Origin of the sequence: Catenulispora sp. GP43 (assembly GCF_041260665.1) — a bacterium.
Taxonomy (GTDB): domain Bacteria; phylum Actinomycetota; class Actinomycetes; order Streptomycetales; family Catenulisporaceae; genus Catenulispora.
In genome coordinates this window covers 199,838-223,996 of sequence record NZ_JBGCCT010000016.1, presented here as the reverse complement: position 1 = coordinate 223,996, position 24,159 = coordinate 199,838, and the positions used below count along the sequence as shown (strand labels likewise).

General features: G+C 70.4%; 21 protein-coding genes. 4 read left to right on the top strand and 17 right to left on the bottom strand.

The features are described 5' to 3' along the window. Positions 1–41: 41 nt before the first annotated feature. Positions 42–941, bottom strand: coding sequence for a LysR family transcriptional regulator (locus ABH926_RS29865; RefSeq protein ID WP_370369186.1), 900 nt, complete (start codon positions 939–941; stop codon positions 42–44). Between the two features lie 103 nt (positions 942–1,044). Beyond that, positions 1,045–1,797, bottom strand: coding sequence for an SDR family oxidoreductase (locus ABH926_RS29860; RefSeq protein WP_370369184.1), 753 nt, complete (start codon positions 1,795–1,797; stop codon positions 1,045–1,047). Positions 1,798–1,959: 162 nt separating this feature from the next. On the opposite strand from ABH926_RS29860, the gene ABH926_RS29855 reads away from it, so the two are divergent. Beyond that, complete coding sequence (locus tag ABH926_RS29855; protein WP_370369183.1) at positions 1,960–2,460, top strand: GNAT family N-acetyltransferase; 501 nt, start codon at positions 1,960–1,962, stop codon at positions 2,458–2,460. On the opposite strand, the gene ABH926_RS29850 is transcribed toward ABH926_RS29855, so the two are convergent. The 5 genes from ABH926_RS29850 to ABH926_RS29830 all read right to left on the bottom strand — a co-directional run bounded on the left by ABH926_RS29850 (position 2,450) and on the right by ABH926_RS29830 (position 8,660). Further along, positions 2,450–4,171: a glycoside hydrolase family 36 protein gene (locus ABH926_RS29850; RefSeq protein WP_370369182.1), complete on the bottom strand. Its 1,722-nt coding sequence runs from the start codon at positions 4,169–4,171 to the stop codon at positions 2,450–2,452. The two genes, ABH926_RS29855 and ABH926_RS29850, sit on opposite strands and share 11 nt — an antisense overlap. Positions 4,172–4,177: 6 nt before the next feature. Beyond that, positions 4,178–5,005 (bottom strand): carbohydrate ABC transporter permease, encoded by an 828-nt coding sequence (locus ABH926_RS29845; RefSeq protein ID WP_370369181.1) that lies wholly within the window; start codon positions 5,003–5,005, stop codon positions 4,178–4,180. After that, positions 5,002–5,901: a carbohydrate ABC transporter permease gene (locus ABH926_RS29840; protein WP_370369227.1), complete on the bottom strand. Its 900-nt coding sequence runs from the start codon at positions 5,899–5,901 to the stop codon at positions 5,002–5,004. Before ABH926_RS29840 ends, ABH926_RS29845 begins: the two co-directional genes overlap by 4 nt. Positions 5,902–5,948: 47 nt before the next feature. Further along, the gene (locus ABH926_RS29835) at positions 5,949–7,298 is read right to left on the bottom strand and encodes a sugar ABC transporter substrate-binding protein (RefSeq protein ID WP_370369180.1); all 1,350 of its coding nucleotides are present in this window, start codon (positions 7,296–7,298) and stop codon (positions 5,949–5,951) included. Positions 7,299–7,439: 141 nt separating this feature from the next. Next, a complete protein-coding gene (locus tag ABH926_RS29830; protein ID WP_370369179.1) occupies positions 7,440–8,660 on the bottom strand; it encodes an aminotransferase class V-fold PLP-dependent enzyme in 1,221 nt (406 codons plus the stop codon). A 255-nt stretch (positions 8,661–8,915) separates the two neighbouring features. Here ABH926_RS29830 and ABH926_RS29825 point away from each other — a divergent pair, with 255 nt between their 5' ends. After that, positions 8,916–9,647: a FadR/GntR family transcriptional regulator gene (locus ABH926_RS29825; protein ID WP_370369178.1), complete on the top strand. Its 732-nt coding sequence runs from the start codon at positions 8,916–8,918 to the stop codon at positions 9,645–9,647. A 22-nt stretch (positions 9,648–9,669) separates the two neighbouring features. On the opposite strand, the gene ABH926_RS29820 is transcribed toward ABH926_RS29825, so the two are convergent. From ABH926_RS29820 to ABH926_RS29795, 6 genes are all read right to left on the bottom strand, one after another. Further along, complete coding sequence (locus ABH926_RS29820; RefSeq protein WP_370369177.1) at positions 9,670–10,458, bottom strand: ABC transporter ATP-binding protein; 789 nt, start codon at positions 10,456–10,458, stop codon at positions 9,670–9,672. Then, complete coding sequence (locus ABH926_RS29815) at positions 10,455–11,468, bottom strand: ABC transporter ATP-binding protein (protein WP_370369176.1); 1,014 nt, start codon at positions 11,466–11,468, stop codon at positions 10,455–10,457. The genes ABH926_RS29820 and ABH926_RS29815 overlap by 4 nt, the downstream gene beginning before the upstream one ends. Then, a complete protein-coding gene (locus tag ABH926_RS29810; RefSeq protein ID WP_370369175.1) occupies positions 11,465–12,340 on the bottom strand; it encodes an ABC transporter permease in 876 nt (291 codons plus the stop codon). Before ABH926_RS29810 ends, ABH926_RS29815 begins: the two co-directional genes overlap by 4 nt. Continuing rightward, on the bottom strand, positions 12,337–13,275 hold the full coding sequence (locus ABH926_RS29805) for an ABC transporter permease (RefSeq protein WP_370369174.1): 939 nt from the start codon (positions 13,273–13,275) through the stop codon (positions 12,337–12,339). Before ABH926_RS29805 ends, ABH926_RS29810 begins: the two co-directional genes overlap by 4 nt. Continuing rightward, on the bottom strand, positions 13,272–14,933 hold the full coding sequence (locus ABH926_RS29800) for an ABC transporter substrate-binding protein (RefSeq protein ID WP_370369173.1): 1,662 nt from the start codon (positions 14,931–14,933) through the stop codon (positions 13,272–13,274). Before ABH926_RS29800 ends, ABH926_RS29805 begins: the two co-directional genes overlap by 4 nt. A 68-nt stretch (positions 14,934–15,001) precedes the next feature. After that, positions 15,002–16,684, bottom strand: coding sequence for an amidohydrolase (locus tag ABH926_RS29795; protein ID WP_370369172.1), 1,683 nt, complete (start codon positions 16,682–16,684; stop codon positions 15,002–15,004). A 117-nt stretch (positions 16,685–16,801) separates the two neighbouring features. On the opposite strand from ABH926_RS29795, the gene ABH926_RS29790 reads away from it, so the two are divergent. Both ABH926_RS29790 and ABH926_RS29785 read left to right on the top strand, forming a co-directional pair. Beyond that, the gene (locus ABH926_RS29790; protein WP_370369171.1) at positions 16,802–17,518 is read left to right on the top strand and encodes a TetR/AcrR family transcriptional regulator; all 717 of its coding nucleotides are present in this window, start codon (positions 16,802–16,804) and stop codon (positions 17,516–17,518) included. A 67-nt stretch (positions 17,519–17,585) separates the two neighbouring features. Beyond that, entirely contained in the window at positions 17,586–19,280 is a 1,695-nt protein-coding gene (locus ABH926_RS29785) for a flavin monoamine oxidase family protein (RefSeq protein ID WP_370369170.1), read from the top strand. Positions 19,281–19,302: 22 nt separating this feature from the next. Here the strand turns inward: ABH926_RS29785 and ABH926_RS29780 are convergent, their stop codons facing one another. The 4 genes from ABH926_RS29780 to ABH926_RS29765 are packed head-to-tail and all read right to left on the bottom strand — an operon-like array spanning position 19,303 to position 24,139. Then, entirely contained in the window at positions 19,303–20,316 is a 1,014-nt protein-coding gene (locus tag ABH926_RS29780) for an ABC transporter ATP-binding protein (RefSeq protein WP_370369226.1), read from the bottom strand. A gap of 5 nt (positions 20,317–20,321) precedes the next feature. Continuing rightward, the gene (locus ABH926_RS29775; RefSeq protein WP_370369169.1) at positions 20,322–21,386 is read right to left on the bottom strand and encodes an ABC transporter ATP-binding protein; all 1,065 of its coding nucleotides are present in this window, start codon (positions 21,384–21,386) and stop codon (positions 20,322–20,324) included. Next, positions 21,386–22,360, bottom strand: a complete 975-nt coding sequence (locus ABH926_RS29770) for an ABC transporter permease (RefSeq protein ID WP_370369168.1) — start codon at positions 22,358–22,360, stop codon at positions 21,386–21,388. Before ABH926_RS29770 ends, ABH926_RS29775 begins: the two co-directional genes overlap by 1 nt. 24 nt (positions 22,361–22,384) lie before the next feature. Then, complete coding sequence (locus ABH926_RS29765; RefSeq protein ID WP_370369167.1) at positions 22,385–24,139, bottom strand: ABC transporter substrate-binding protein; 1,755 nt, start codon at positions 24,137–24,139, stop codon at positions 22,385–22,387. Between the last annotated feature and the right edge of the window lie 20 nt (positions 24,140–24,159).

Below are 24,159 nucleotides of genomic sequence, written 5' to 3'. Positions count from 1 at the left end.
GGCAGCCAGCCATTTGCTGACGGTACAAACGGCTCACCCGCTCAACCACACACAACCCTGCGGGTCGCCCGCACCAGGCGATCCACCAACTCGCGCGGCGCCGCATCCGTCCAGGCCACGGCGAGCTCCGCCGGCTCCAGATCCGTCACCGGCACCAGGGCCACGCCCGGGCACACCGCCCACTCGGCCATGGCGACCGGGGCGAACCATACGCCGTGGCCGCGGCGTACCTGCGTCAAGCAGTCCTCGAGGGTCTGCACCACCGGTCCGCGCACCGCCGGCCGTCCGTCGGGGCGCGGGTCGGCCAGGCGGTGGGCCTGGACGGCCGGGGAGCCGAATGCGTCCACGATCACCACCGGGTCGTCCGCCAGGTCGGCCAGGGTGACCGACGGACGGCCGGCCAGCCGGTGCCCCTCGGCCAGCAGGACGGCCCGCGCGTCGCTGCGGAACGCGGCCGTGTGCAGGTCCGGGTCGCCGGTGGGCAGCCACAGCAGTGCCGCGTCCGAGGTGCCCGCGTGGAGTTCGGCCATCGCCTCGACCGGTCGCAGGACCGTGCGGATCTCGACGTCGAAGCCCGGGTGCTCGGCCTCGATGGTGTTCGCCAGCTCGATCGCGAGCTGGGTCGTCGGGTGCGATGCCGTCGCTATTCGCAGACGGCCCACGCGACCGGCGGCCGCCACGCGGACCGCGCTGTAGAGCGTTTCGGCGTCGGCCATGAGGGGCCGGCCGCCGGCGGTCAGCTGCTCGCCGGCGGCCGTCAGGCGCACCCCGCGCGAGGTCCGGACCAGCAGCGTGGCGCCGAGGGCCCGCTCCAGGTTCTGGATCTGGTGCGACAGCGTCTGCTGGGTGACGTGCAGCCGGGCCGCCGCCCGGCTGATGCTCGACTCCTGTGCCACGACCAGGAAGGACCGCAGATTGCGCAGGCTGATGTCGTCGATCACACGCCGACGATAGCCGCCGGCGGGTGATCTACGACGGGTCGATCCGCGCGGGGCCGATCCGCGCCGGAGGGACCTGTGCCGGGAGCGATCCGCGCCGGACCGATCAGAACATCGCGCCGTTCGCCCGCACCGTCTGCCCCGACACCCATCCCGCCTCGTCGCTGACCAGCCAGCCGACCACCGGCGCGACGTCCGAGGGCCGGCCCAGCCGGCCGCGCGGGCTGTGGTTCGCCGCCGCCGCCATCGACTCGGGGGTCTCAGCGTGCTGGTAGAAGTCGTCGTCGATCGGGCCGGGGGCCACCGCGTTCACCGTGATGCCGCGCGCGCCGAGTTCCTTCGACAGGGCCAGCACCATGCGCTCCACGGCCGCCTTCGACCCCGAGTACAGGCCGTAGGGGCCGGTCATGATGGAGGTCAGGGTCGTCGAGAGCACCACGTAGCGGCCGTTGTCGGCGATGTGCCGGGCCGTCGCGCGCAGCGTGTTGAACGCCGAGCGGGTGTTCAGGTCGATCAGGTGGTCGAAGTCCGCGTCGGTGAACTCCGCCAGCGGCTTCTTCATCACCGCGCCCGGGGTGTGCACGACGATGTCCAGCTTGCCGTGGCGGGCCACGACGCCCTCGAACAGCGCGTTCACGTCGTCCGAGCGCCGGGCGTCGGAGCGGATCGCCTCGACCGTGACCCCGTGCTTCTCCAGCGACACCAGCGTCTCCTGCGCGGCCGCGTCGTTGTTGGCGTAGGTGATCACGGTGGTCGCACCGCGCGCGGCGATGTTCTCGGCGAACGCCGCACCCTGGTTGCGGCTGCCACCGATGATCAGGGCGACCTTGCCCTGGAGGTCCCGCTGCACTTCCGACATCGCAATGTCCTTCCATCGTCATCACCGGCCCCGTGGCCCGAGCGCCGTGATCGATGGTGGCAGTCGCCGGCGGCGGTCCGGAATCAGAAAGTCCTGGTGGCCGCCACAAGGAAATCCTGTGGCCGGGGCACCATCGCGTGCGCGCCATGCGATGCTGAGGCCATGTTCGATCAAGGCGAGGTCGCCGTCGTCCGCTGGCCCGGCCAGGCCCCATCCGTGGAGAAGGGCTTGTCAGCGCTGCTCGCCGCCTACCATCTCCGGACGGAAGCCGAGAAGGGCGAGTCCGCAACAGAGATCTCCGAACTGCCGGACAAATACCGCGCAGAGGTCTCGGACCCGCGGACCGCGTTCATCGACGACGCTGTGCTGGTCGCCGTGAGCGGGGACACCGCCGTGGGCTGCCTGGTGGTGACCGCCGCCGCCGATGGGCGGTCGGAGATCAAGCGGCTCTGGACGGACCCCGGGTTCCGCTCCCGTGGCGTCGCGACCAGGCTGCTCGAAGCCGCGCTGGCCCACGCCGCAGACAGCGGCGTGGGTACCGTACGGCTCTCCGTGTGGCGCTGGCGGACCGAGGCCATCGCCTTGTACGAACGAATCGGCTTCGTCATCACCGACTCGTGGGACCACCGCGAGCACCTGGTCTGTATGCAGCTCACCGTATGAGGTAGGCCAAGCCGCCGCGCGGCACCTCGACGATCGCGCCACCCGGGACGCCGAGCTCGACCCGCCCCTCCCAGACCGATCTGCCGCGCGCATCGCGAACGAGCGCCGTGGCTCTTCCGCTGCCGTCGGTCAGACGGACCCAGGGATCGGTGTCCGCGTTCGCCACCAGCAGTTCGTCCCATGTGCCGGCGGCGGACACCGGCAGGGCGGCGTGGCGGGCCACGATCTGCACCCGCGCGTCGTGGGCGCGGATCAGCGGGTAGCCGAGGTCGGGGCGGGCCGGCTCGAAGGCGCCGAGTTGCAGCGTCTCCTCGTAGCGGCGGAAGATGCCGAGCCAGAAGACCAGGGTTTCGCGTTGCTCCGGCGTCAAGGTCGACAGGTCCACGGAGATCTGCGGCACCGCGAACAGCACGTTGATCAGATGGCACGCCACCTGTTCCGCGGGTTCGGCCGGATGCCACATCAGCATGTCGGCGTGGACCGGGACCGGGCCGGCGGCCAGGCGTACGTCGGTGGTCCGCTGGCGGTTGTCCAGGCCGCTGAGCGGGCAGTCCGTGGCGCGCAGCATCGTCACGTGCGGCCACAGGCCGGGGCTGACATAGGGCTGCCGGAACTCGACGAGCGCGGTCGGGCGGACGGCCGAGATCCGGGTGCGGATCTCCCCCAGCAGCTTGTCCACGCCTCCGGACACCGTCGGGCAGTCAGCCTCGGGGCCGGCCGGCGGGGCGGCCTCGCGGGCGAACCAGTCCAGGAAGTCGATCTTCAGGCCGTCCATCCCCCACTCCTCGACCGCGCGGCACAGCCGGTCGGCCAGGTAGGTGCGGACGGCCGGGTAGCGCGGGTCGACGATCATCGCGTCCAGGGACTCGGCGCGGCTGAGGGCGTAAGGCTGGAAGCGTTCCCAGACCGTGCTCTCCTTGCCGATGAAGGGAATCGCGTACCAGAGCATGTACTCGACACCGAGATCGTGGACGCGCGCGACGTGTGCCGCGGTGTCCGGCAGGGACAGCGGCTCCCAGTCGCCGGTGTGGCCGTAGCCGCGGCCCCGGTCCAGGGTCATCCAGCCGTCGTCGACGATGATCAGGTCCAGGCCGAGCTCCTTGCCCAGCCGGGCCTGCTCCTCGACGGCCTCGGGTGTCACGTCCTGGTGCATCGAGTACCACGTCGAGTACGCGGGCCTGCGCGCCGTCGCCGGGATGTTCACGGTCCGTCCGGCGAGCCACCACGCGGTCAGGTCGGCCAGGCAGCGTGCGTAGTGCCGGCCGGAGACGTCCACGCGCAGCGTCAGCCGGCCCTGCGCCTGCACCCAGAACCGGAACTCTCCCGTCTCCTCGAACACTCCCCCGGCGGCCAGCACGTCGATCTCGGCCGCGGCGAAGGTACAGCGGCCCACGTCGCCGGTTCCGACCAGGGACGCGATCGGGGCGCCGCGCGACAGCGAGACCTCCTTCGGCGCCGACCACGCGGCCGGAATCCCCTTGCCGGCCATCGTGTCCGGCGTCCACAGCGCGGTGACGTCAACGCACGGCAACCGCCACTCGGCGCGCACAGGTCCGGCGCCGGTGAGTATGAGTTCGATGATTCCCTCGCCGACGAGCCGCGCGGTGCTTTCCTCGGCCGTGGTTCTGAAGGCGAGCCCGCCGCACTCGAGCTGCTGTACGGGCCCTGCGATGGGTTCCGCGTAAGGCTCCCAGACTTCCGTCGTGATCACAGGTCGCTATCCCTTCGTGGCGCCGGCCAGCAGGCCGGAGATGAACTGCTTTTGGAGGACGAGGAACAGGATCATCATCGGCACGGTCGAGACCGCCGTCCCGGACAGGATCGCGCCGTAATCGGTGTTGCTCTCCTGGCCGTGCAGCGTCGCCAGGGCCACCGGGAGCGTGAGCATGTCCGGCTGCCGCAGCGCGATCAACGGCCAGACGAAGGAGTTCCACGAGCCCAGGAACAAGAACACCGCCATCGCCGCCAGGAACGGCCGCATGACCGGCACCACGATGCTGAACAGGACCCTGAGTTCGCCGGCGCCGTCGACCCGCGAGGCGTCCAGCAGTTCGTCGGGCAGCCCGGACAGCGCCTGGCGCATCATGAAGATGGCGAACGGCACGCACAGGCCCGGCAGCACGATCGCCTGGTAGCTGTCGAGCAGGTGGAACGACATCATCATCCGGAACAGCGGGACCAGCATCACCTGGTCCGGGACCACCAGCGTGGACAGCAGCAGGCCGAACAGGACGGTGCGGCCCCGGAACCGGAACTTGGCGAAGGCGTAGCCGGCCAGCAGTGCGATGGTGAGGCCACCGAGGGTCTGAAGCGTGGCGATCGCCAGCGAGTTGCCGAGCACCCGCCACAGCCCGATCTTGGCGTTCAGGTCCTCGAGGTTCGCCAGCAGGTTGCCGCCCGGAAGCCACTTCGGCGTGCTGCCGAAGATATCCGAGTCCTTCTGGGTGGCCGCCACCACCAGCCAGTAGATCGGCGCCACGCACAGTCCGGCGACAGCGGCGATCACGAGCGTGAGCGGCCAGCCCCGCACTCTGGATCTGCTCATTTCTCGCGGTCTCCCATCAGCCGCATCTGGGCCACGCCGAGGATCACGACGAGCAGGGTGAGCGCGTAGGCGATGGCGGAGGCGTATCCGAAGTCGAAGTAGTGGAAGCCGTTCTCGTACAGGTACATCGACACCGTCAGGGTCGCGTTGTCGGGGCCGCCGCGGGTGAGGATGAAGGGCTCGTCGAACAGCTGGAGCGTGCCGATGCTGGAGAGCACGACAGTGAACAGGATGATCGGCCGCAGCGCCGGCACCGTGACCGAGCGGAACCTGCGCACCGCCCCGGCGCCGTCAACCATCGCCGCCTCGTACAGATCGCGCGGGACGCCTTGCAGCCCGGCCAGGTAGATGACGGCGTTGTAGCCGGTGTAGTGCCACGTCAGGACCAGGACGACGGCCATCCGCGCACCGCTGCCGCTGCCCAGCCAGTCCACCTTGCCCAGGCCCACTCCGTTGAGCAGCCAGTTCAGCGCGCCGTTGTCCTTGTTCAGCAGGAAGCCGAACATCACGCCGGTGGCGACCAGGCCGGTGACCGCGGGCATGAACAGCCCCAGCCGCCAGATCGGGCGCCAGCGGACGTAGGCGGAGTTGACGCCGAGCGCCAGCAGCAGGGCCAGCGCGAGCATGAGCGGGACCTGCACGATGAGGATCTCGAAGGTGTTGCGCAGGGCCTGCCAGAACAGCGGGTCGTGGATGAGGCGCTGGTAGTTCGCCGTGCCGACGCTGTGGGTGGCGTTTCCGGCGCCGCTGGTCGTGGAGATCCAGAGCGAATCAAGGATCGGATACGCCTTGAAGACGGCGAACGTCAGCAGTGCGGGGGCGAGCAGGAAATAGGGAACCAGCTTGCGGCGGGTCCAGATCCGGCGCCGCGGTGGCGGGGAGGAGACCCGGACCACTGCGGGCACCAGGTCGGGCCCGGCCCGGTCGGCGCCGAGATCGGCGGTCACGAGGCGATCTTCCGGCCGGTCTGCTGCGCCAGCTGGGTCGCGGCCTTGCGCAGCTCGGTCGCCGGGTCGGCGCCCTTGAGGAAGACCCGCACCTGCGCGTCGCTGGCCAGCTGGAGCGCGCGGGCGTAGTCGCCGGAGTAGTTGGTCGCGTCGGCGCCGTCGGTCAGCAGCCCGGTGAAGACCTGGAGCGGAGCCTGGCCGCCGTAGAAGGAATCCGGCTTCTGATACAGCGGGTCGCTGTACGCGGCCGTCAGGGCCGGGAACACGCCTCCGGCACCGAACATCGCGTTCATCGACGCGGGCTTGGTCAGCGCGTACTCGACGAACTTCCACGCCGCCTGCTTGCGCGGGCTGCTGTTGGCGACGGCCAGATGCGTGGAGTTGACGATGGCCGAGCGCTTGCCGCCGACCGTCACCGCGGGCGGCTTGGTGAGCCGCCACTTGCCGCTCTGGTCGGGGAACGTGGTCTCCAGGTAGTGCACGGCCCAGGCCGGGTACGGCGCCACGGCCAGCTTGCCGGCCTTCATCAGGTTGCTCCAGCCGTGGTCGCCGGCCGCGTCGCCGACGAGGCCGGCGTCGTTCAGCCGCTTGATCACCGTCAGAGCGTTGATGGACTGCGCGGAGCCGAGGGTGATGTTCCCCTGGAGATCGAAGTAGAAGGCACCCTGCAACTGCATCAGGGACTGGAGGAAGTCGCAGTCCGGCGAGGACGCGGCGGGCTTGTCGATGCCGATGAGGTAGACGCCGGGGTTGGCGGCCTTGAACTTCGCCGCGTCGGCGAGGACGTCGTCCCAGGTCTGGTACCCGGTCGGGTCGATGCCGGCCTTGTCGAACATGTCCTTGCGGTAGAAGAAGCCCAGCGGGTTCACCTCCCACGGCAGCGCATAAGCGTGGCCGTCCTTGCCCGAGACGACGGGCCACAGGCCCTTGGCGAACTCGTCCTTGTGCGCGTCGGCGCCCAGCGCCGACAGGTCGGCCAGGCCGCCGGGGAACTTCTCCAGATAGCCGGGCAGGTAGTCGCAGCCGATGTGCAGCACGTCGGCCAGGCCCTGACCGCCCGCCGCCAGACCGACCGTGATCTTGTCCCAGATCGCCGGGTTGCCGACGTCCTGGACTTCGACGGTGATCCCCGGGTTGTCCTTCTGGAACGCCGGGACTATGCCGCGCAGGGCCGCGGCGGCGGTGGTCCAGGACCACACGGTGATCTTGCCGGTAGCCGCGCCGCCGCCGGAGGACGCGGTGCTGCCGCCGTCCCCGGAGCAGGCCGAGAGGGTCTGGCCCGCGGCGAGGGCGAACAGGCCGGCGCCGGAGGCTCGCAGAAGACTGCGACGAGTGAGGTCTGGCATGGGGGGTTCCTCTCTGGATGGGGATACGCCTCGATGTGCCTTGGAGCTCGATGTGCGGTGGAGCTCGATGTGCGGTGGAGCTCGATGTGCGGTGGAACTCGATGTGCTGTGGAACTCGATGTGCTGTGGAGCAGGTGGTGCTTAGGCCCGGGCCCACTGGGCCAGTGCCGGAACGCAGCGTTCTGCGAAGTCCTCGTAATCAGCGGCCGTGTTGTAGACATGCGCTGACAAGCGCAGGTAGCCGACTCCGGCGAACGCGGTGAACGCGGTCGCCGCCCCCAGCTCGCGGCCCACCCGATCGCGCAGCGCGTCGGCTTGCTCTCGGGTCGAGGCCAGGCCGTCGGGCAGCCGGACCAGCCGCAGCGCGGGCACCGGCATGCCGACCTCGGCCGTGTGGTCCTGTCCGGTGAGCGCGGTGAAGGCCTGCGCGATCACGGCCGCGCCGAAGTCGGCGAGCTCTGTCATGTAGTCGCGCGCCGTGTCCCAGCCCCAGGTGCTCTCCACGAACCGGAACGCGGCGCTCGCCGCGAGGTAGGCCGAGGCGTCCAGGGTGCCCTGGGAGTCGAAGCGGGCCGGGTACCGGTCTTCGGCGCCCCAGGAATCGATCAGCGGGAACAGACCTTCGCGCAGCGGGCCGCGCGCGACCAGCAGCGCAGCTCCCGGCGGGGCGCAGGCGAACTTGTGCAGGTTGCCGATCCAGAAGTCGCAGTCCAGGCCGGCCAGCGGGGTCCGGAGCAGGCCCGGGGCGTGGGCGCCGTCGACCAGCAGCGGGACACCGCGCCGTGCCGCCTCGACGCCGAGTAGCTCCACCGGCATCCGGCGGCCGGTCGGGGAGGTGATGTGGTCCACGACGATCAGCGCGGTCCGATCCGACAGCTCGGCGGCCACCGCCTCGAACGCGGTGCGCTCGTCGGCGTCGAGCGGTACGTGCGCGGTGCGGACCTCGCCGCCGTACCGCCGCGCCAGGCGCCGGGCTCCCATGGTGACGGCGCCGTAGCCGTGGTCGGTGACCACCGCCTGGCCGCCGGCCGGGAGGGTCAGGCCGGCGAAGACCGTGCTGGCCCCGGCGCTCGCGTTCGGGACCAGCACCGTGTCGTCCGGGTCCAGGCCGAGCGACTCGGCGATCTCGGCGCGCGCCGCGGCCACGCGCCGGGCCAGGCCGGAGAACCAGGCCACCGGCGAGGCCAGCATCTCCCGGCGCAGCCGGTCCTGGACGAGCTGGGCCGCGACGGGGACCGCCCCGAAGGAGCCGTGGTTCAGGTGCCTGATGGCGGGGTCCAGCGTCCAGGCGCCGGCCGCCGGGCGTCCGTCCGGCAGGGACAGCGGTTTGGGCGCTGGGAGAGCGGTGGAGGCGGTGCGCATGAGGCTCCATCTGTGGGCATCTGGGCGTCAGGGCGTCTGGGATCGCGAGACATTAGATGACTTCCTCAAGTCATCTAATGACTTGCGGAGAAGCTAGCAGCAGGCGGTGCGCGAGGCAATGGCCGATCGGCGACTCACCAGCAGATGCTTCGATCTGCCATCGGACGGCGATCCAAAGTCATCTAATGACTTCCCGGAGAGTCGACGTGGTGTTTAATGTCTCGGGCAGCACACGGCGAGCGAGGGAGTGTGGCCATGACCGCCGAACCGGAGGCCAGAACGGCCGTGGACCGGGCGTTCACCGGCATCCGCCGGATGATCGCCGACGGCCGGCTGGGCCCCGGCGCGCGCCTGCCGCTGGAAGGAGAGCTCTGCGAAGAGCTGGAGGTCTCGCGCGGCTCGCTGCGCGAAGCGGTGCGGATGCTGGCCGCGCTGCACATCGTCGAGCCGCGGCACGGCTCCGGCACCTACGTCTCCAGCCTGGAGCCCGCGGAGATCATCGGCAGCCTGTCGCTTACGGTCGAGCTGCTGCCGCCGGCGGGCCTGCTGGAGCTGTACGAGATCAGGCGGGTCCTGGAGTCCTACGTCGCCGGCCAGGCCGCGGCCCGCCTGTCCCGCGAGGCCGAACGCAAGCTGTTCGGCCTGATCGAGGCCATGGAGGCCATCGAGGAGCCCTTCACCCCCGAGGCCCTGGAACTGCACTACCGCCTCGACTTCGAGTTCCACTCGGTCATCGCCCAGACCGGCGGCAACACCGCACTGGAGTCCCTGCTCGCGGTGTTCCGCGGCCGAGCCCGCGCCTACCAGGTGTTCGAGCTCCCCGAGGGCCCGGCCATCAAGCACCGCAGCGACGAGGAGCACCGCGCGATCGCCACCGCCCTGGCCGACCGCGACCCCGCGGCCGCGGCGCACCACGCGGCCGAGCATGTCGCGCACACCGAGCGGTGGCTCAGGATCCTGGTGGATCCGGCGCGCCGTCAGGGGTAGGGCGGCGGCTGAGCGCAGCCGCCTACTGCCCCTGGATCGCCTGCCGTTCCTTCGATATCGCCTCGGGACTCCATCCCATGCGCGGGACCGAGGAGATCAGCAGCTTCGTATACCGGTCAGCGGGCGCCGTCAGCAGTGTCTGAACCGTTCCCCGTTCGACCACGACGCCCCGCCGCAGCACCAGCGCCTCGTCGCAGAGATAGCGCACGACGGCCAGATCGTGGCTGACGAACACGATGCCGATGCCGGTCTCCCGGCGGATGTCGGCCAGCAGGTTCAGCACCTGGGCCTGGATCGAGACGTCGAGGGCGGAGACGGCCTCGTCCAGGACCAGCACGACGGGTTCCACGGCCAGGGCCCGGGCGATCGCGGCGCGCTGACGCTGACCCCCGGAAAGTGCCGCCGGCCGGGCCGCCGCTTCGCGCTCGCCGAGCCCCACCTGCTCCAGGAGTTCACCCACCCGGGACGGACGGTCGCGGTGGCCGTGCAGGCGCAGGACGTCGTCGAGCGCCGCCCGGATCGTCAGGCGTGGGTCCAACGACAGATAAGGGTCCTGGAAGACGATCTGCACCGCCTTGGCCCTGGCCCGCCTGGAGGCGGCGGCCAGGGGCCGGCCCTGGACCAGGATCTGTCCGCGGTCCGGGCGTTCCAGGCCGATCAGCATGCGGGCGGTCGTGGTCTTGCCGGAGCCGGATTCGCCGACCAGGCCGACCGAGCCGCCGGGCGGGAGCACGAAGGACAGGTCCGAGACCGCGACGTTCGCACCGTACGCCTTGTGCAGGCCGGTGACTTCCAACAGCGGCGTGGTCATCGCGGCGTCCCTTCTTCGGATGGTGTCTCCTCTTCGGATGGTGTCTCCGGCAGCTCGGCGACCCGCAGGCAGGCGACGTGCGAGGTGTCCCCGTACGGCTCCAGCACCGGCGTCGTGGTGTCGCAGAGCCCTTCCTCGGCGTACGCGCACCGCGCCGCGAACGGGCATCCGCCGACCGGCTCGGCCAGCCCGAGCGGGGCGCCGGGGATCGGCACGAGCCGGGTCGCCGGCCCGGTCAGCGGCGGCGCCGAGCCGAGCAGGCCGCGGGTGTAGGGATGCGACGGCGACGCCGCGAGCACGGCCGACGGCGCGGACTCCATGATCCGGCCCGCGTACATCACGTAGACCCGGTCGCAGACCGCGGCCGCCAGGTCCAGGTCGTGGGTGATCAGCAGCATCCCGAGGCCGCGCTCGCGGCGCAGCCGGGCCAGGATCGCCATGATCTCGGCCTGCGTCGTGACGTCCAGGGCGGTGGTCGGTTCGTCGCACAACAGCAGGCGCGGATCGGCGGTCAGCGCGTAGGCGATCATCACCCGTTGCAGCATCCCGCCGGACAACTCGTGCGGGAACTGACGCAGGTGCCGCGGCGGGTCCGGCAACCCCACCGCGGAGAGCAGGTCCAGCGCCTGCGCGGTGGCCTGCGCCTTGCTCGTGTTCCGGATCCGGCGCAGTGGTTCGGTGAGGAAGTCTCCGATCCGCCGCACCGGGTTGACCCCGGCGCGCGGATCCTGGAAGATCATCGCGGCCTCCGAGGTCCGCACCAGCTTGAGATCCGCAGGTCCCGCACCGACGATCTGGGTGTCGCCGACGACCACGGACCCTGATACAGCGGCACCAGCGGGGAACAGTCCCAGCGCCGACCGTGCCGTCACCGACTTGCCGGAGCCGGACTCGCCGACCAGCGCCACCGCCTCGCCGTCGTGCACCGACAGCCGGACGCCGTCCAGGATCGGCCGGGCGAAGCCGGCCATCGTCACCGTCAGGCCCTCGATGTCGAGCAACGCGTTCACGCTTTCGCCTCCCGTCCGGCCAGCCGGTCGCCGAAGTGCTCGCCGACCACGGTCACCGCGACCACCACCACGACCACGAGCACCGCCGGCAGCACCGCGGACAGCGGCTGGCCCTCCAGCACCGCGGCCTGGCTCTGGTTGATCATCGCGCCCCAGTCCGGGGTCGGCGGCTGTACCCCGAGCCCCAGGAACGACAGCGCCGCCAGGTCCAGCAGCGCGTAACCGAAGTTCACCGTCGACTGCGCCAGCACCGTCGGGCCGATCGCCGGCAGCACCCGTCGCAGCGCGATGGAGGTCGGCGAGTATCCCTGCACCTGGTACGCCGCTATATAAGGACGCGACTTCTCCTGCCTTGTCAGGCCGCGCACGAGCCGCGCCGTGTAGGGCATGTAGGCGATCGCCATCGCGACCACAGGTGCCCCGAGCCCCTTGCCGAACAACGCCACCGCGAGGATCGCCAGCAGCAGCGAGGGGAACGCGAACAGCACGTCCAGCACCCGCCCGATCAGCGCGTCCACCCAGCCGCCGCGCCAGGCGCTGAACAGACCGACCAGCGTCCCGGACACGGTGGAGAACACGACGACGCCCAGCGGGCCGAGCAGGCTGGTGCGCCCGCCGGCCAGCAGCTGCGAGAAGGTGTCGTGCCCGCCGGCATCCGTGCCGAGCCAGTGGCCGCCGCTCATCCCGGCCAGGATGTTCGACAGGTCACCGTCGGTCGGGTCGTAGGGCTCGAGCCAGGGGGCGAACACCGCGCCGAGGGCGACCAGCACCAGCAGCGCCGCGCAGATCCGCACCGGCCAGGTCAGCCGTCCCAGCCGGGACGTCCAGCCCCCGAAGCGGGGCCGCGGCCGGGAAACCGTCACCGTACTCATGTCGCCGCCCGCACTCTCGGATCGATCAGCGGATACATCAGGTCCACCGCCGTGTTCACCACCACGAAGGCCGCGACCACGAGCAGCACGATCGCCTGCACGACCGGGAAGTCCATGTGGTCGACGCTGGTCACCAGCAGCGACCCCACACCGTTCATCCCGAACGCCGACTCCACGATCGCCGTGGAGACCAGCAGGCCCGAGATCAGCAGCCCCGACACCGTCACCACCGGGCCGAGCGCGTTGCGCAGCACGTGCCGCCGGATCACCGCCGCCCGCGGCAGCCCGCGGCTGGTCACCACCTCGACGTGCTCGCGGCCGAGCTCCTCCAGCATCGCCGCCCGCGTCACCCGGGTGACCAGGGCCATGAAGGTGATCGCCAGGGCGACCGACGGCAGGACCATGTGGTGCAGCTCGTCGCCGAACCCTGATCCGGTCCCGACCGTCGGGAACCACCCGAGGCGCACTCCGAACACCGAGCGCAGAACGATGGCGGCGGTGAACGAGGGCACCGCCGCGCCGACCGTCACCAGCACCACCACGCCCTTGCCCTTGCGCAGCGCACCGAGGATCCCCAGGCCCACGCCGAACACCACGATCAGCACCGTGGACAGCGCGACCAGCAGCAGCGTGGACGGCAGCCGCGCGCCGATCACCGAGGCCACGGAGGCGTGCAGCTGGTAGGACTGGCCGAAGTCGCCGTGCAGCATCCCGCCGAGCCAGTCCCAGTACCGCAGCAGGAAGGGCTTGTCGAAGCCGTACTGGTGCCGGATCGCGGCCAGCTGGTCCGGACTCGGCGAGCGGCCCTTCACCAGGAACGCCACCGGGTCGCCGGGCGCCAGGTACAGCGAGGAGAAGACCAGGAACGAGGTGACCAGCAGGGTCAGCACCATCGCGCCGACCCTGCGCAGCCAGACCAGGTGCGTCAGCTTCACTTCGCGCCGATCTCTGCGGCCCACGGGTAGTACAGGTAGTCGATCGACGGCTTCAGGCCGGTGATCTTCGATCCCATGTACACGCTCACCGGCTCGAAGTACAGCGGCAGCCACGGCAGGTCGGTCAGCGCGATCTGCTGCGCCTTCTGGGTGGCCTGCGCGCGCGTGGCCGGGTCGTAGGAGCCGACAGCCTGCTCGAACGCCGCGTCGAAGTCCTTGTTCGAGTAGCTCCCGTAGTTGCTGTAGGCCCCGGTCTCCAGCGAGGAGTACATGTCCAGCGGGTCGGTGACCGAGGTGTACCAGAAGGTCAGGAACAGATCGACGCCCTTGCGCGCGGCCGGATCGGTGAACAGGGCCGTGTACTTGTCGGCGGAGATCGTGTCGATCTTCGGGGTCAGGCCGATGTCGGTGCAGGCCTGTGCGATCGCCTGGGTGATGATCGTGGTCTGGGTGTCGAGCGGGCTGGTGGCGATCACCACCTGCTGCCCGTGCACTCCGGCCTGCTGGGCCAGGGCCTTGGCCTTGGCCTTGTCGTAGGGATAGGCCGGCAGGCCGGTGGTCCCGGCCTTCTTCTGCGCGTCCGGCGCGTTGTTCCAGTTGTCCGGGGTGACCAGCGAGTCGGCGATCTCGCCGACCCCGCCGTCGCCGGCGTTGATGATGCCCTTGCGGTCGGTGGCCATCAGCAGCGCCTGCCGCACGCGCGGATCGCCGAGCGGTCCGCTCAGATTCGAGACCACCTCGTCGGCGACGGTCGTGGACTTGCCGAAGTAGACGTTCGGCGCCAGCTGCGCGTACGAGCCCGGAGGCACCATCCATCCGCCGTCCACCTCACCGGTCTGGAAGGCGTTCACGCGCGCGGTCGGGTCGCCGATGAAGGTGAACTTCACCTGCTTGCTGTGCGCCTTCAGGCTCGGGTCCCAGTAGTCGTCGAAACGCTTGAGGACGATGGACTGGCCGGGCTGCCAGGACTGGAACGCGAAGGGGCCGGTGCAGTTCACGCCCTTGGCCGGGCCGCCGTAGTCCTTGCCGTCGGCACTCAGCGTCGCGGCCGACTCCACCGTGCCGGGACTGGCCGCCATGTACTCCAGAAAGGTCGAGTCAGGGCTCTTCAAATGCATGGTCACCTGGAGCGGCCCGGTCTTCTCGATCTTGTCGACGTTCCGGTACTGGTTCGCCCAGACGCTGGCCACGTTCGGATCCATGTTGCGGCTCAGGGAGGCCACGACGTCGTCGGCGGTCAGCGTGGTGCCGTCGTGGAACTTCACACCGGGCCGGATGTCGAAGACCCAGGTCTTCGGATCAGGGTTCTTCCAGTCGGTGGCCAGCCCCGGCGAGGTCGTCAGGTCCGGGTTCCAGCGCAGCAGGCTCTCGCAGACGTTGGCCAGCACCTGGTTCGGCGGATAGTCGAAGGCCTGCGTGTAGTCCAGCGACGGCGGCTCGGCGAAGATCGACCAGGTGAAGGAGTCCAGGTCGCCCTTCGGGGTGCCGGTGTCGGCGGTGAGCGTGTAGGAGGTCTTGCCGGCGGCGGGATCGGATCCGTTCGCCGAAGACCCCGACCCGCCGGATCCGGCCTTGCCGCTGCACGCCGCGCTGCCGGCCAGCAGCAGCGCCGTCGCCGCGGCCATGGCCGTGCGGCGGCTTCGGATGGTCACAGTCACAGCTGTCTCCTCAGAGAAGTAGGTCAGGGTTCTGCGCTGTCGGAGTTCCGTGGTCGAAAGGGCGCGGTTCAGGCGTCGGCGGCGAAGACGAGTTCGCCCCCGACGTAGGTGCGCCGCACCCGGGTGGCGCCGATCCGGTCGCCCGGCTGCCCGAACGGATCCCGGTCCAGCACCGCGAGGTCCGCGAGCTTGCCGGCGGCGATGGTCCCCGTCTCGCCGTCCAGATGGTTGATCCAGGCGCTGCCCTCGGTGTAGGCGGTGAGCGCCTGCGTCAGGGTGAGCGCCTGCTCGGGATAGAAGGGTTCTGATTCCTCGCCGATCCGCGACCGGTTCACGGCCACGTGCATCCCCAGCAGCGGATCGGGGCTGCTGACGTTCCAGTCGCTGCCGGCCACCAGCCGGGCTCCGGCCCGGGCCAGATCGCCGAACGGGTACTGCTGCGCCGAGCGCTCGGTTCCGAGGAAGGGGATGGTGAGTTCGTCCATCTGCCGCTCGTGCGCGGCCCACAGCGCCTGGATGTTCGCCGCGGCGCCGAGGGCGGCGAAGCGGGGGACGTCGTCGGGGTGGACGACCTGGACGTGAGCCAGGTGGTGCCGGTTGTCGTTCGGGCCGTTCGCGGCCCGCGCCGCCTCCAGCACGTCCAGCGCCTGGCGTACCGCGCGGTCGCCGAGGGCGTGGAAGTGGCACTGGAAGCCGGCGGCGTCCAGGCGCCGCACCGCCTCGCGCAACACGTCCGGGTCGATGAAGCTCAGGCCCCGGTTGGCGGTGGCGCACCCGCAGCGGTCCAGGTACGGCTCGAGCATCGCCGCGGTGAAGTTCTCGGCGATGCCGTCGAGCATCAGCTTCACGGTGGTGGCGGTGAAGCGGCCCACGGTGCTTTCGGCACGCCGGGCGAGGATGTCAGGGATCTGCTCCAGCCCCCGTTCGCGATCCCACCACAGCGCACCGACGACGCGCGCCTTGAGCCCACCGCTGCGGGCCGCGTCCCGGTAGACGTCGTAGTTGTCGGGGTTGCCGGGGTGGTCGCCGATCATCGCGTCCTGCCAGCCGGTGATGCCGAGCGCGAACAGGTGGCGCTGCGCGGCCAGCAGGCCGGCGACGGCGTCGGCGTGCGTGGCGACCGGGACCGGCACCAGGTCCATGGCGCCTTCCTGGAGCATGCCGATCGGGGTGCCGTCGGGCTCGCGCTCGATGCGGCCGTCGGCCGGGTCCGGGGTGTGCCGGGTCAGGCCGGCCGACTCCAGCGCGCGGGTGTTGGCCCAGGCGCCGTGGCCGTCGCGGACGGTCAGGTAGACGGGGCGGTCCGGGACGATCGCGTCCAGCTGGTGCCGGGTCGGGATGCCCCCGGGGAAGCTGTCCATCGACCAGCCGCCGCCGAGGATCCAGGGCGCGTCGGGGTGGTCGGCGGCGTAGTCGGCGATGGTCTTCAGGTACTGCTCGACCTCGTCCTGGCCTGACAGATCGCAGCGCATGAGCTGCAGGCCGGCGAAGGCGGCGTGGTTGTGCGCGTCGACGAAGCCGGGGACCAGCAGGCCGCCGGCCAGGTCGACGACCTCGGTGGCCGGACCGATCAGGGCCCGGACATCGGCTTCGGCGGCCACCGCCGCGATCCGCCCGGCGGCCACGGCCACCGCCGCCGGACGCGAGGCCCCCTGGACGAAGGCCCGGCCGCCGACGAAGACCGTCTCGGCCTTCGCGGTGGTACCGGCCGCCTGCGAACCCGGACCCGCGGCGTTCCCTGCGTTGTGCATCCTCGCCCCCTCCACCTGCGGCCGATGCCGCTTGACCGAGGATCGAAGCGCAGCGGCAACACTGTTGTCAACAGTGTTGCGCTGAGCCGTGTCCGTCTCGTTATACTGGCCGGCACCATGGCCACTCATTCATCGGCGCGGACCGGGGCCAGCAAGCGCTCCGGCAGCCAACTCTCCCCCGAGGCGATCATCGAGGCCTCACTCCGCATCGCGGCGCGCGGCGGCGACGACGCGTTCACGGTGCGCCGGCTCGGGCAGGAACTGGGCTGCGACCCCACCGCGATCTACCGCCACTTCCGCGACAAGGACGAACTGCTGCTGTCGGTCGCCGACCGCACCCTGGGCGAGACCCTGGACGGCGTCCCGCACGGCCTGCCCTGGCGCGAGCGGCTGCGCACGCTGGCCGCCGAGTCGCTGCGGGTCGGCATGAAGTACCCGGTCGTCAGCTCGCTGATGGCCTCGCGCACGACGCGCCGGGCCAACGAGTTCCGGGTCGTCGAGCTGATCCTCGGCGCGGTCCACGAGGCCGGCCTGACCGGAACCGACGCCGCCGTGCACTACCGCATGTTCGGCGACTCGGTGCTGGCCTACGTCGGCCAGCACGCGGCGCTGCAGATGTTCGCGCCGACCGAGCGCGAGGGCGACGAGACGGCGTGGAACCGCGAGTACCGGCTGGCCGACCGCCAGCGCTTCCCGCACATCGCCGGGCTGGTCGAGGAGCTCGCCGGGGTCACTCACGAGGAGATCTACACCGCCCGGATCGAGGCCCTGCTGGACAAGATCGAGCGGCGCGCGGCCGAAGCCGCCGGCGACGAAGCGGCGCAACAACGTTGACATCAGCGTTGTGACGCTGTTCACTCCTGGGTCATCGCCTCCACTGAGCTTCGACCCGGGAGTCCCCATGACTGTGCCGACCCTGAGAACCGGAAGTGGAATACCCAGCGCCATCCGTCAGGCCTTCGCCGCCGAACGGGAATCACGCCGGACCGGGATACCGGTCGAGGAACTGGTGGGAGCGCGCGCCGAGCAGGTGCGCCGCGCCCAAGCCCAAGCCCAAACCCGGGCTCAGGGCCAGGCCCGCGCCGCGGCCTCCGGCCGGGCGGAGCACTACTGGGCTTCCCGCGAAGTGTCGCGCCGCACGCTGCTGACCGGGGCTGCCGGCGTCGCGGCGGCCACGGCGCTGACCCGCACGCCGCGCGCCGACGCCGCGACGGCGCCCCGGGTGGTGATCGTCGGCGCCGGACTGGCCGGACTGCGGTGCGCGCACAGTCTTTGGACCCAGGACGGCATCGCCTCCACGGTCTACGAGGCCGACACCTCGCACGTCGGCGGACGTTGCTGGTCGCTGCGCGGCTTCTTCTCCGGCGGCCAGGTCGGCGAGCACGGCGGGTCGTTCATCAGCTCCACCGACACCGCGGTGCTGAATCTGGCCGCCGCACTCGGCCTGTCCACCGAATACGCCGACGGAGGCGCTCTGGACTCCGGCGGCTACAGCGCCTGGATCAACGGCGCGTCCTACCCCGGCAAACAACAGCAGCACGACTGGGTCGCCGAGGCCTACACGGCTTTCAACGCCTCCTACAAGGCGATGGGGACCCCGCGCTACAACTCCTTCACCGCCGAGGCCCGGCGCCTGGACCAGATGTCGTGCCTGGACTACCTGGCCTCGATCGGCCTGTCCTCGGGCGGACCGCTGACGCAGCTCATCGAGACGCTCCAGCTCCAGTCCGGGGGCGAGCCGGCGGCGGCGTCGGCGATCGGGCTGATCGGGTTCCTGGGCTCGTCGAAGACCTTCGACAACTCGGCGGGCTTCGACGAGAAGTACCACCTGGCCGGCGGCAACGACCAGTTGGTCACCGGCATGCTCGGCCGGCTTCCGGCGGGAACGGTACGGCAGGGACACCAGTTGGTCGCCGTGTGCCAGAACTCTGACGGCAGCTACAGCCTGACCTTCGACGCGGCCGGCAGCACGGTGACCGCGACCGCCGACCACGTGGTGCTCGCCCTCCCGTTCCGGACACTGCGGAACGTCGACTACAGCCGAGCAGGCCTGTCCACGCTGAAGAACACGGCGATCCAGCAGCAGGGCATGGGCCAGAACGCCAAACTCGTCCTCCAGCTGACCGCCAAGACCTGGCCGGCCGCCGGCGGCAACGGCGTCAGCAACACCGGCCCGGCCGGCTACCAGACCGCCTGGGACGGTTCGGTGAACCTCGGCGCCAACGGCGCCCCGGCGCTGCTGGTGAACTTCCCCGGCGGAAACGTCGCCCAGAACACGCTGACCGGCGCCGCCCACGGACCGGCCCCCGCGGCCGACGTGAACTGGTTCCTGAACCAGATCGAGCACGTCTTCCCCGGCACCACCGCGGCGTACAACGGCTTGGCGTACGAGGACCACTGGAGCCTGGACCCGTGGCACCTCGGCGCGTACCACTACTACGAGGTGGGTCAGTACACGTCGATCGCCGGCTACGAGGCGGTGCAGGAGGGCCGCGTGCACTTCGCCGGCGAGCACACCGACGTGGACAACATGACGCTCGATGCGGCGGTGCGCTCTGGGGAGCGCGTGGCGGCGGAGATCAGGGCGCAGGTTTAGCAGGCCGCTCCCTGTCAGCCGTTCATCCGGCCGCGACCGGAAGCGCCGCCGGGAAGTGGCACGCCGCCTCGTGCCCGGCCGCCGACCCGGTGACCTGAACCAGCGGCGGCGCCTCCGTGGCGCAGACTTCCGCCGCCTTCGGGCACCGGGTCCGGAACGGGCAGCCCGAAGGCGGGTTCAACGGGCTGGGCACGTCGCCGACCAGCCTGATCCGTTCGTGCCCGGGCGCTGCGCCGCCGTCCATCTCCGGGACGGCCGACAGCAGCGCCTGGGTGTACGGGTGCTGCGATCCGCTGTAGAGGGTGTCGCGATCGGCGACCTCCACGATCCGGCCCAGGTACATCACCGCGACACGCTGGCTGACCTGGCGGACCACCGCCAGGTCGTGGGCGATGAAGACGAACGCGATGCCCAGATCGCGCTGCAGGCGTCGCAGGAGGTTGACGACCTGCGCCTGGATGGAGACGTCGAGGGCTGACACCGGCTCGTCGGCGACGATCAGCTCCGGCTCCGTGGCCAAAGCACGGGCCACGCCGATCCGCTGGCGCTGGCCTCCGGAGAACTCGTGCGGGTAGCGGTGCACGTGCGCCGGGTCCAGGCCCACGGTCTCCAGGAGTTCGGCGACCCGGGTCCGCCGGCTGATCTTGGAGCCGATGCGCAGCGACTCCAAGGGCGCGGCGATGATGTCGCCGACCGTGTGGCGCGGGTTCAAAGACGCATAAGGGTCCTGGAACACCATCTGGATCTTGCCGCGCAGCGGTGCCAGCTCGCGGCGGTCGGCGTGGGTGATGTCCTGGCCCGCATAGCGGACTGCGCCGGCGGTCGGCTCCAGCAGCCGGGTGATGAGGCGGCCGGTGGTGGACTTGCCGCAGCCGGATTCGCCGACCAGGCCGAGGGTCTGGCCGCGGGCCACGGCGAAGGACACCCCGTCCACGGCCTTCACGGCGCCGGCGTGGCGCGGGATCAGGAGCCCGCGCCGGACCGGGAAGTGTTTGGCCAGGCCGGCGACGTCGAGCAGCGGGGCATCGGGGGCGATGGCCATCAGAGCATGGTCCGTTCAGTGGTCCGTTCAGTGGTCGATTCAGGGGTCTGTTCCAGGGCGAGGTGGCAGGCCCGGGACCGGCCGTCGGCCGAGCCGGGCCCGAGCAGCGGGACGACGGTCGCGCAGCGGTCGCCGGCGACCCGGTCCCGCTGCTCGCACCGGGGGTGGAAGGCGCATCCGCTCGGCGGGTCGAGCAGATTCGGCGGGCTCCCGGCGATCGGGACGAGTTCGGCGTCGGGGTCGCCGGACAGCGTCGGGACGGAGCGCAGCAGACCCGACGTATAAGGGTGTTCAGGCGCCGACAACACCTGCGCTGCCGGGCCGTGTTCGACACACCGGCCCGCGTACATCACCATCACGTCGTGCGCCACTCCGGCCACGACCCCGAGATCGTGGGTGATCAGCAGGATCGCCAGCCGCGACTCGGCCTGCAGATCGGCCAGCAGCTCCAGGATCTGCGCCTGCACGGTGACGTCGAGCGCCGTGGTGGGCTCGTCGGCGATCACCAGCTCCGGCTCCCCCATCAGCGCCATGGCGATCATGACGCGCTGCCGCATGCCCCCGGAGAACTCGTGCGGGTACTCCTCGACCCGGCGGCCGGGGTCCGGGATGCCGACGCGGGCGAGCATGTCCACCGCCCGGATCCGGGCCTGCCGCCGGCTCGCGCCGGTCCGGCGCCGGTAGCCGTCAGTGAGCTGATACCCCACCGTGTGGTACGGCGACAGCGCGGTCAGCGCGTCCTGGAACACCATCGCGATCCGGGAGCCGCGATAGGACGCCATCGCGCGCTCGTCCAGGCCCGCGAGGTCGACCCCGTCGAACCCGATCCGGCCGCGGACCTCGGTACGGCGCCGGTCGTGCAGGCCCAGCAACGCCAGTCCGGTGGCGCTCTTGCCGGATCCGGACTCCCCCACCACAGCGAGCGTCCGTCCGCGCCGCACCTGGAAACTCAGGCCATTGACGGCCTGGACGGTCCCGCCCTCGGTGCGGAAGCGGATGCCGAGGTCCTCGACCTCGAGCAGCGGATGCTCGGACTCCGCGAGAAGGTGGTGCGCGATACCCATCAGAGCCTCACTCGGGGATCGATGAACGCGTAGCAGAGGTCGACCGCGACGTTGCACAGGACGATGAACGCCGCCGCGACCAGCACGGTCCCGGTGATCATCGGCAGGTCCAGGTCGGTCACCGAGGTGACGGCCAGCTGCGCGATGCCGTGGATGTTGAACGTGGTCTCGGTGATCACGGCGCTGCCGAGGAACAGCCCGAGGTCCAGGCCGAACTGGGTGAGCACCAGCGTCATCGCGCCGCGCCAGGCATAGCGCAGGTGGACCACGCGCGGTGGAAGGCCTTGCGCGCGAGCGGTCCGGACGTACTCCTGCGACTCGGCCTCGATCATCGAGGAGCGCGTGAACCGCACATAAGTCGCCGCACTGACCACGGCCAGCGTGGCCCAGGGCAGAAGCATCCCGCCGAACCACTTGCCGGGGTCCGCGGTGATCGGGTTGTAGCCCGGCTGCGGCAGCACGGCGAACTGGTCCACCAGCAGGTACCGCGCCACGATGCCCACGAAGTAGACCTGCATCGAGGACCCGACGAGGGCGATCGCGGTGAGCCGCTTGTCCAGGGCCTGGCCCCGGCGCAGCGCCGCGATGACACCCAGCCCGACGCCGACCGTCAGAATCAGCACCGAGGCGCCGACGGCCAGCGACAGCGTCGCCGGGAAGCGGTCGGCGAGCGTGGACGTCACCGCCTCGTGGTTCACGAACGAGTAGCCCAGGCACGGCGCCGCACACCAGGTCGAGCCGTAGTGCCGGCCGGCGAGGATGCCGTGCAGGAACTGCCAGTACTGCTCGAACAGCGGTTGGTCCACGCCGAGGTTGTGGCGGATCACGGCCAGGGTCTGCGGCGTACAGGTCTTGCCGCAGGACAGCCGGGCGGGGTCCGAGGGCAGGGCGAAGAACAGGAAGAAGGTGACCGCGCTGATGGCGAACAGGATCAGCACCGCTCCCAGTCCCCGCCGGAGAATGAATCCGAACAAGGTCTGCTCCAGGGATCGAACGGGCTACTTCACGTAGACATCGAGCGGGTAACAAGTCCCGATGAACCCGGTGTGCACGCCCCCGAGCCCGGGGCCGTACAGCGAGACCTGGCGGACGTCGACCCACGGGATCACCGGCACCGACTGCATGATCTTCTGGTCCAGCGCGCCCCACGCCGTGTTCTGCCGGCCCAGGTCGGTCAGGCCCTGGATCCGGTCGATCTCGGTGTCCACGCCGGTGTCGTCGAACAGCGAGTTGTTGCCGCCGCCGTCGGTGATCTGACGCCCGTCGAACAGCGGGGGGATCACCGAGGAGGCGCTGGGCCAGTCCGGACCCCAGCCGCCCCAGTACACGTCGAACTGGTTGTCGACCTTCTGGGTCTCGTCGTAGTAGTTCTTGGCGCTGATCGCCTTGGTGACGACGTTGAAGCCGGCCTTGTCGAGCGCCTGCGACACCGCGACCGCCGCCTGCTGCCAGGTGGGGTCCTCGGAGTACGCGAACACGATCGTCGGGTGCGGATTCGAGCTCTGCGCCAGCAGCGCCTTGGCCTTGTCCGGGTCGCCGGTGGCGGGGGCGTTGTAGAGGTTGTAGTCCTGGTAGCCGTTGGTCACCGGCGACAGGATCGTGTTCGTGTAGTCGCCGTAGATGGGACCGCCGAACAGCTGCCGCACCTGCTGGCGCGGGAAGGCTTCCAGCAGCGCCTGGCGGACCTTGACGTCGGTGATCCGGCGCGTGTTGATGTTGAAGAACTCTGAGAACGGCGTGACCTGGTTGACCAGCCGCGCCTTGAGGCTGGGATCGCTGTTCACCTGACTGGCCAGATCAGCCCCGATCGAGACCTTGAAGGTCATCGCGGTGCGGTCCGGGCCGTTGGCAGCCATGAGGCGCTGGTTGATGTCGACCTCTTGCGCCCCGAACTCGAACTGCCACTGGTCGGGATAGGCGTGCCGCACCGGATCGGTGGTCGCGTCCCAGTAGGTGTTGCGCGCGAGCACCATGCCCTTGTCGACGTCATGGCTGACGATCTTGTAGGGCCCCGACGAGAACGGGTGCTGGTCGAAGGCCGCCTTGGTGTCCTTGTCCTTCGGGACCGGGCTGTACGACTGCATGGCCAGCGCGAACGGGAAGTCCTCGTGCACCGAGGCCAGGTGGAAGACGATGGTCTGCGCGTCGGGCGTCTGGATCGAGGACAGGTCCTGGCCGCCCCACGGGCCGGAGTAGACGCTGGAGTAGTCGTCCTTGCCGGTCAGCCACATCTGGAGGTACTGCGGGCCTCCGGACAGCTCCTTCTGGAAGGTGCGCTCGATGCCGTATTTGAGGTCCTGGGCGGTGATCGGGCTGCCGTCCTCGTACTTGAGACCGGCCTTCAAATGATAGGTCCACGTCTTGCCATCGGGACTGGAGCCGGTATCGGTGGCCAGGTCACCGACCAGCTTCGTGGTGCTCCCGACCTGCTGATAACTGGTCAGCTGCCGGGTCAACAACAAGTCAGCCGTCTGGTTGGTCGATGACCAGACCCGCGCCGGGTCGAGGTGGCTGAAGTCCGAGACCTGGAGCACCGTGACGGTGCCCCCGGACTTGGCCCCCGGCACCGCCGGATCGGGGCCCGTGGAGTCGGCCGCCGTCCCGATCGCCACCGACTGTTTGGCCACGGCCTGTGCCGCCGGCGCCGCGGAACCGCCCTTCTTGCTGGACGTCGAGCACGCGGTGCCGACCGTCAAAGTGCCGAGCACCACGAGCGCGAGCAAAGACCGCGACCGGTTTCTGGATATGGACACAGGTATCCCCTTCAAGATTT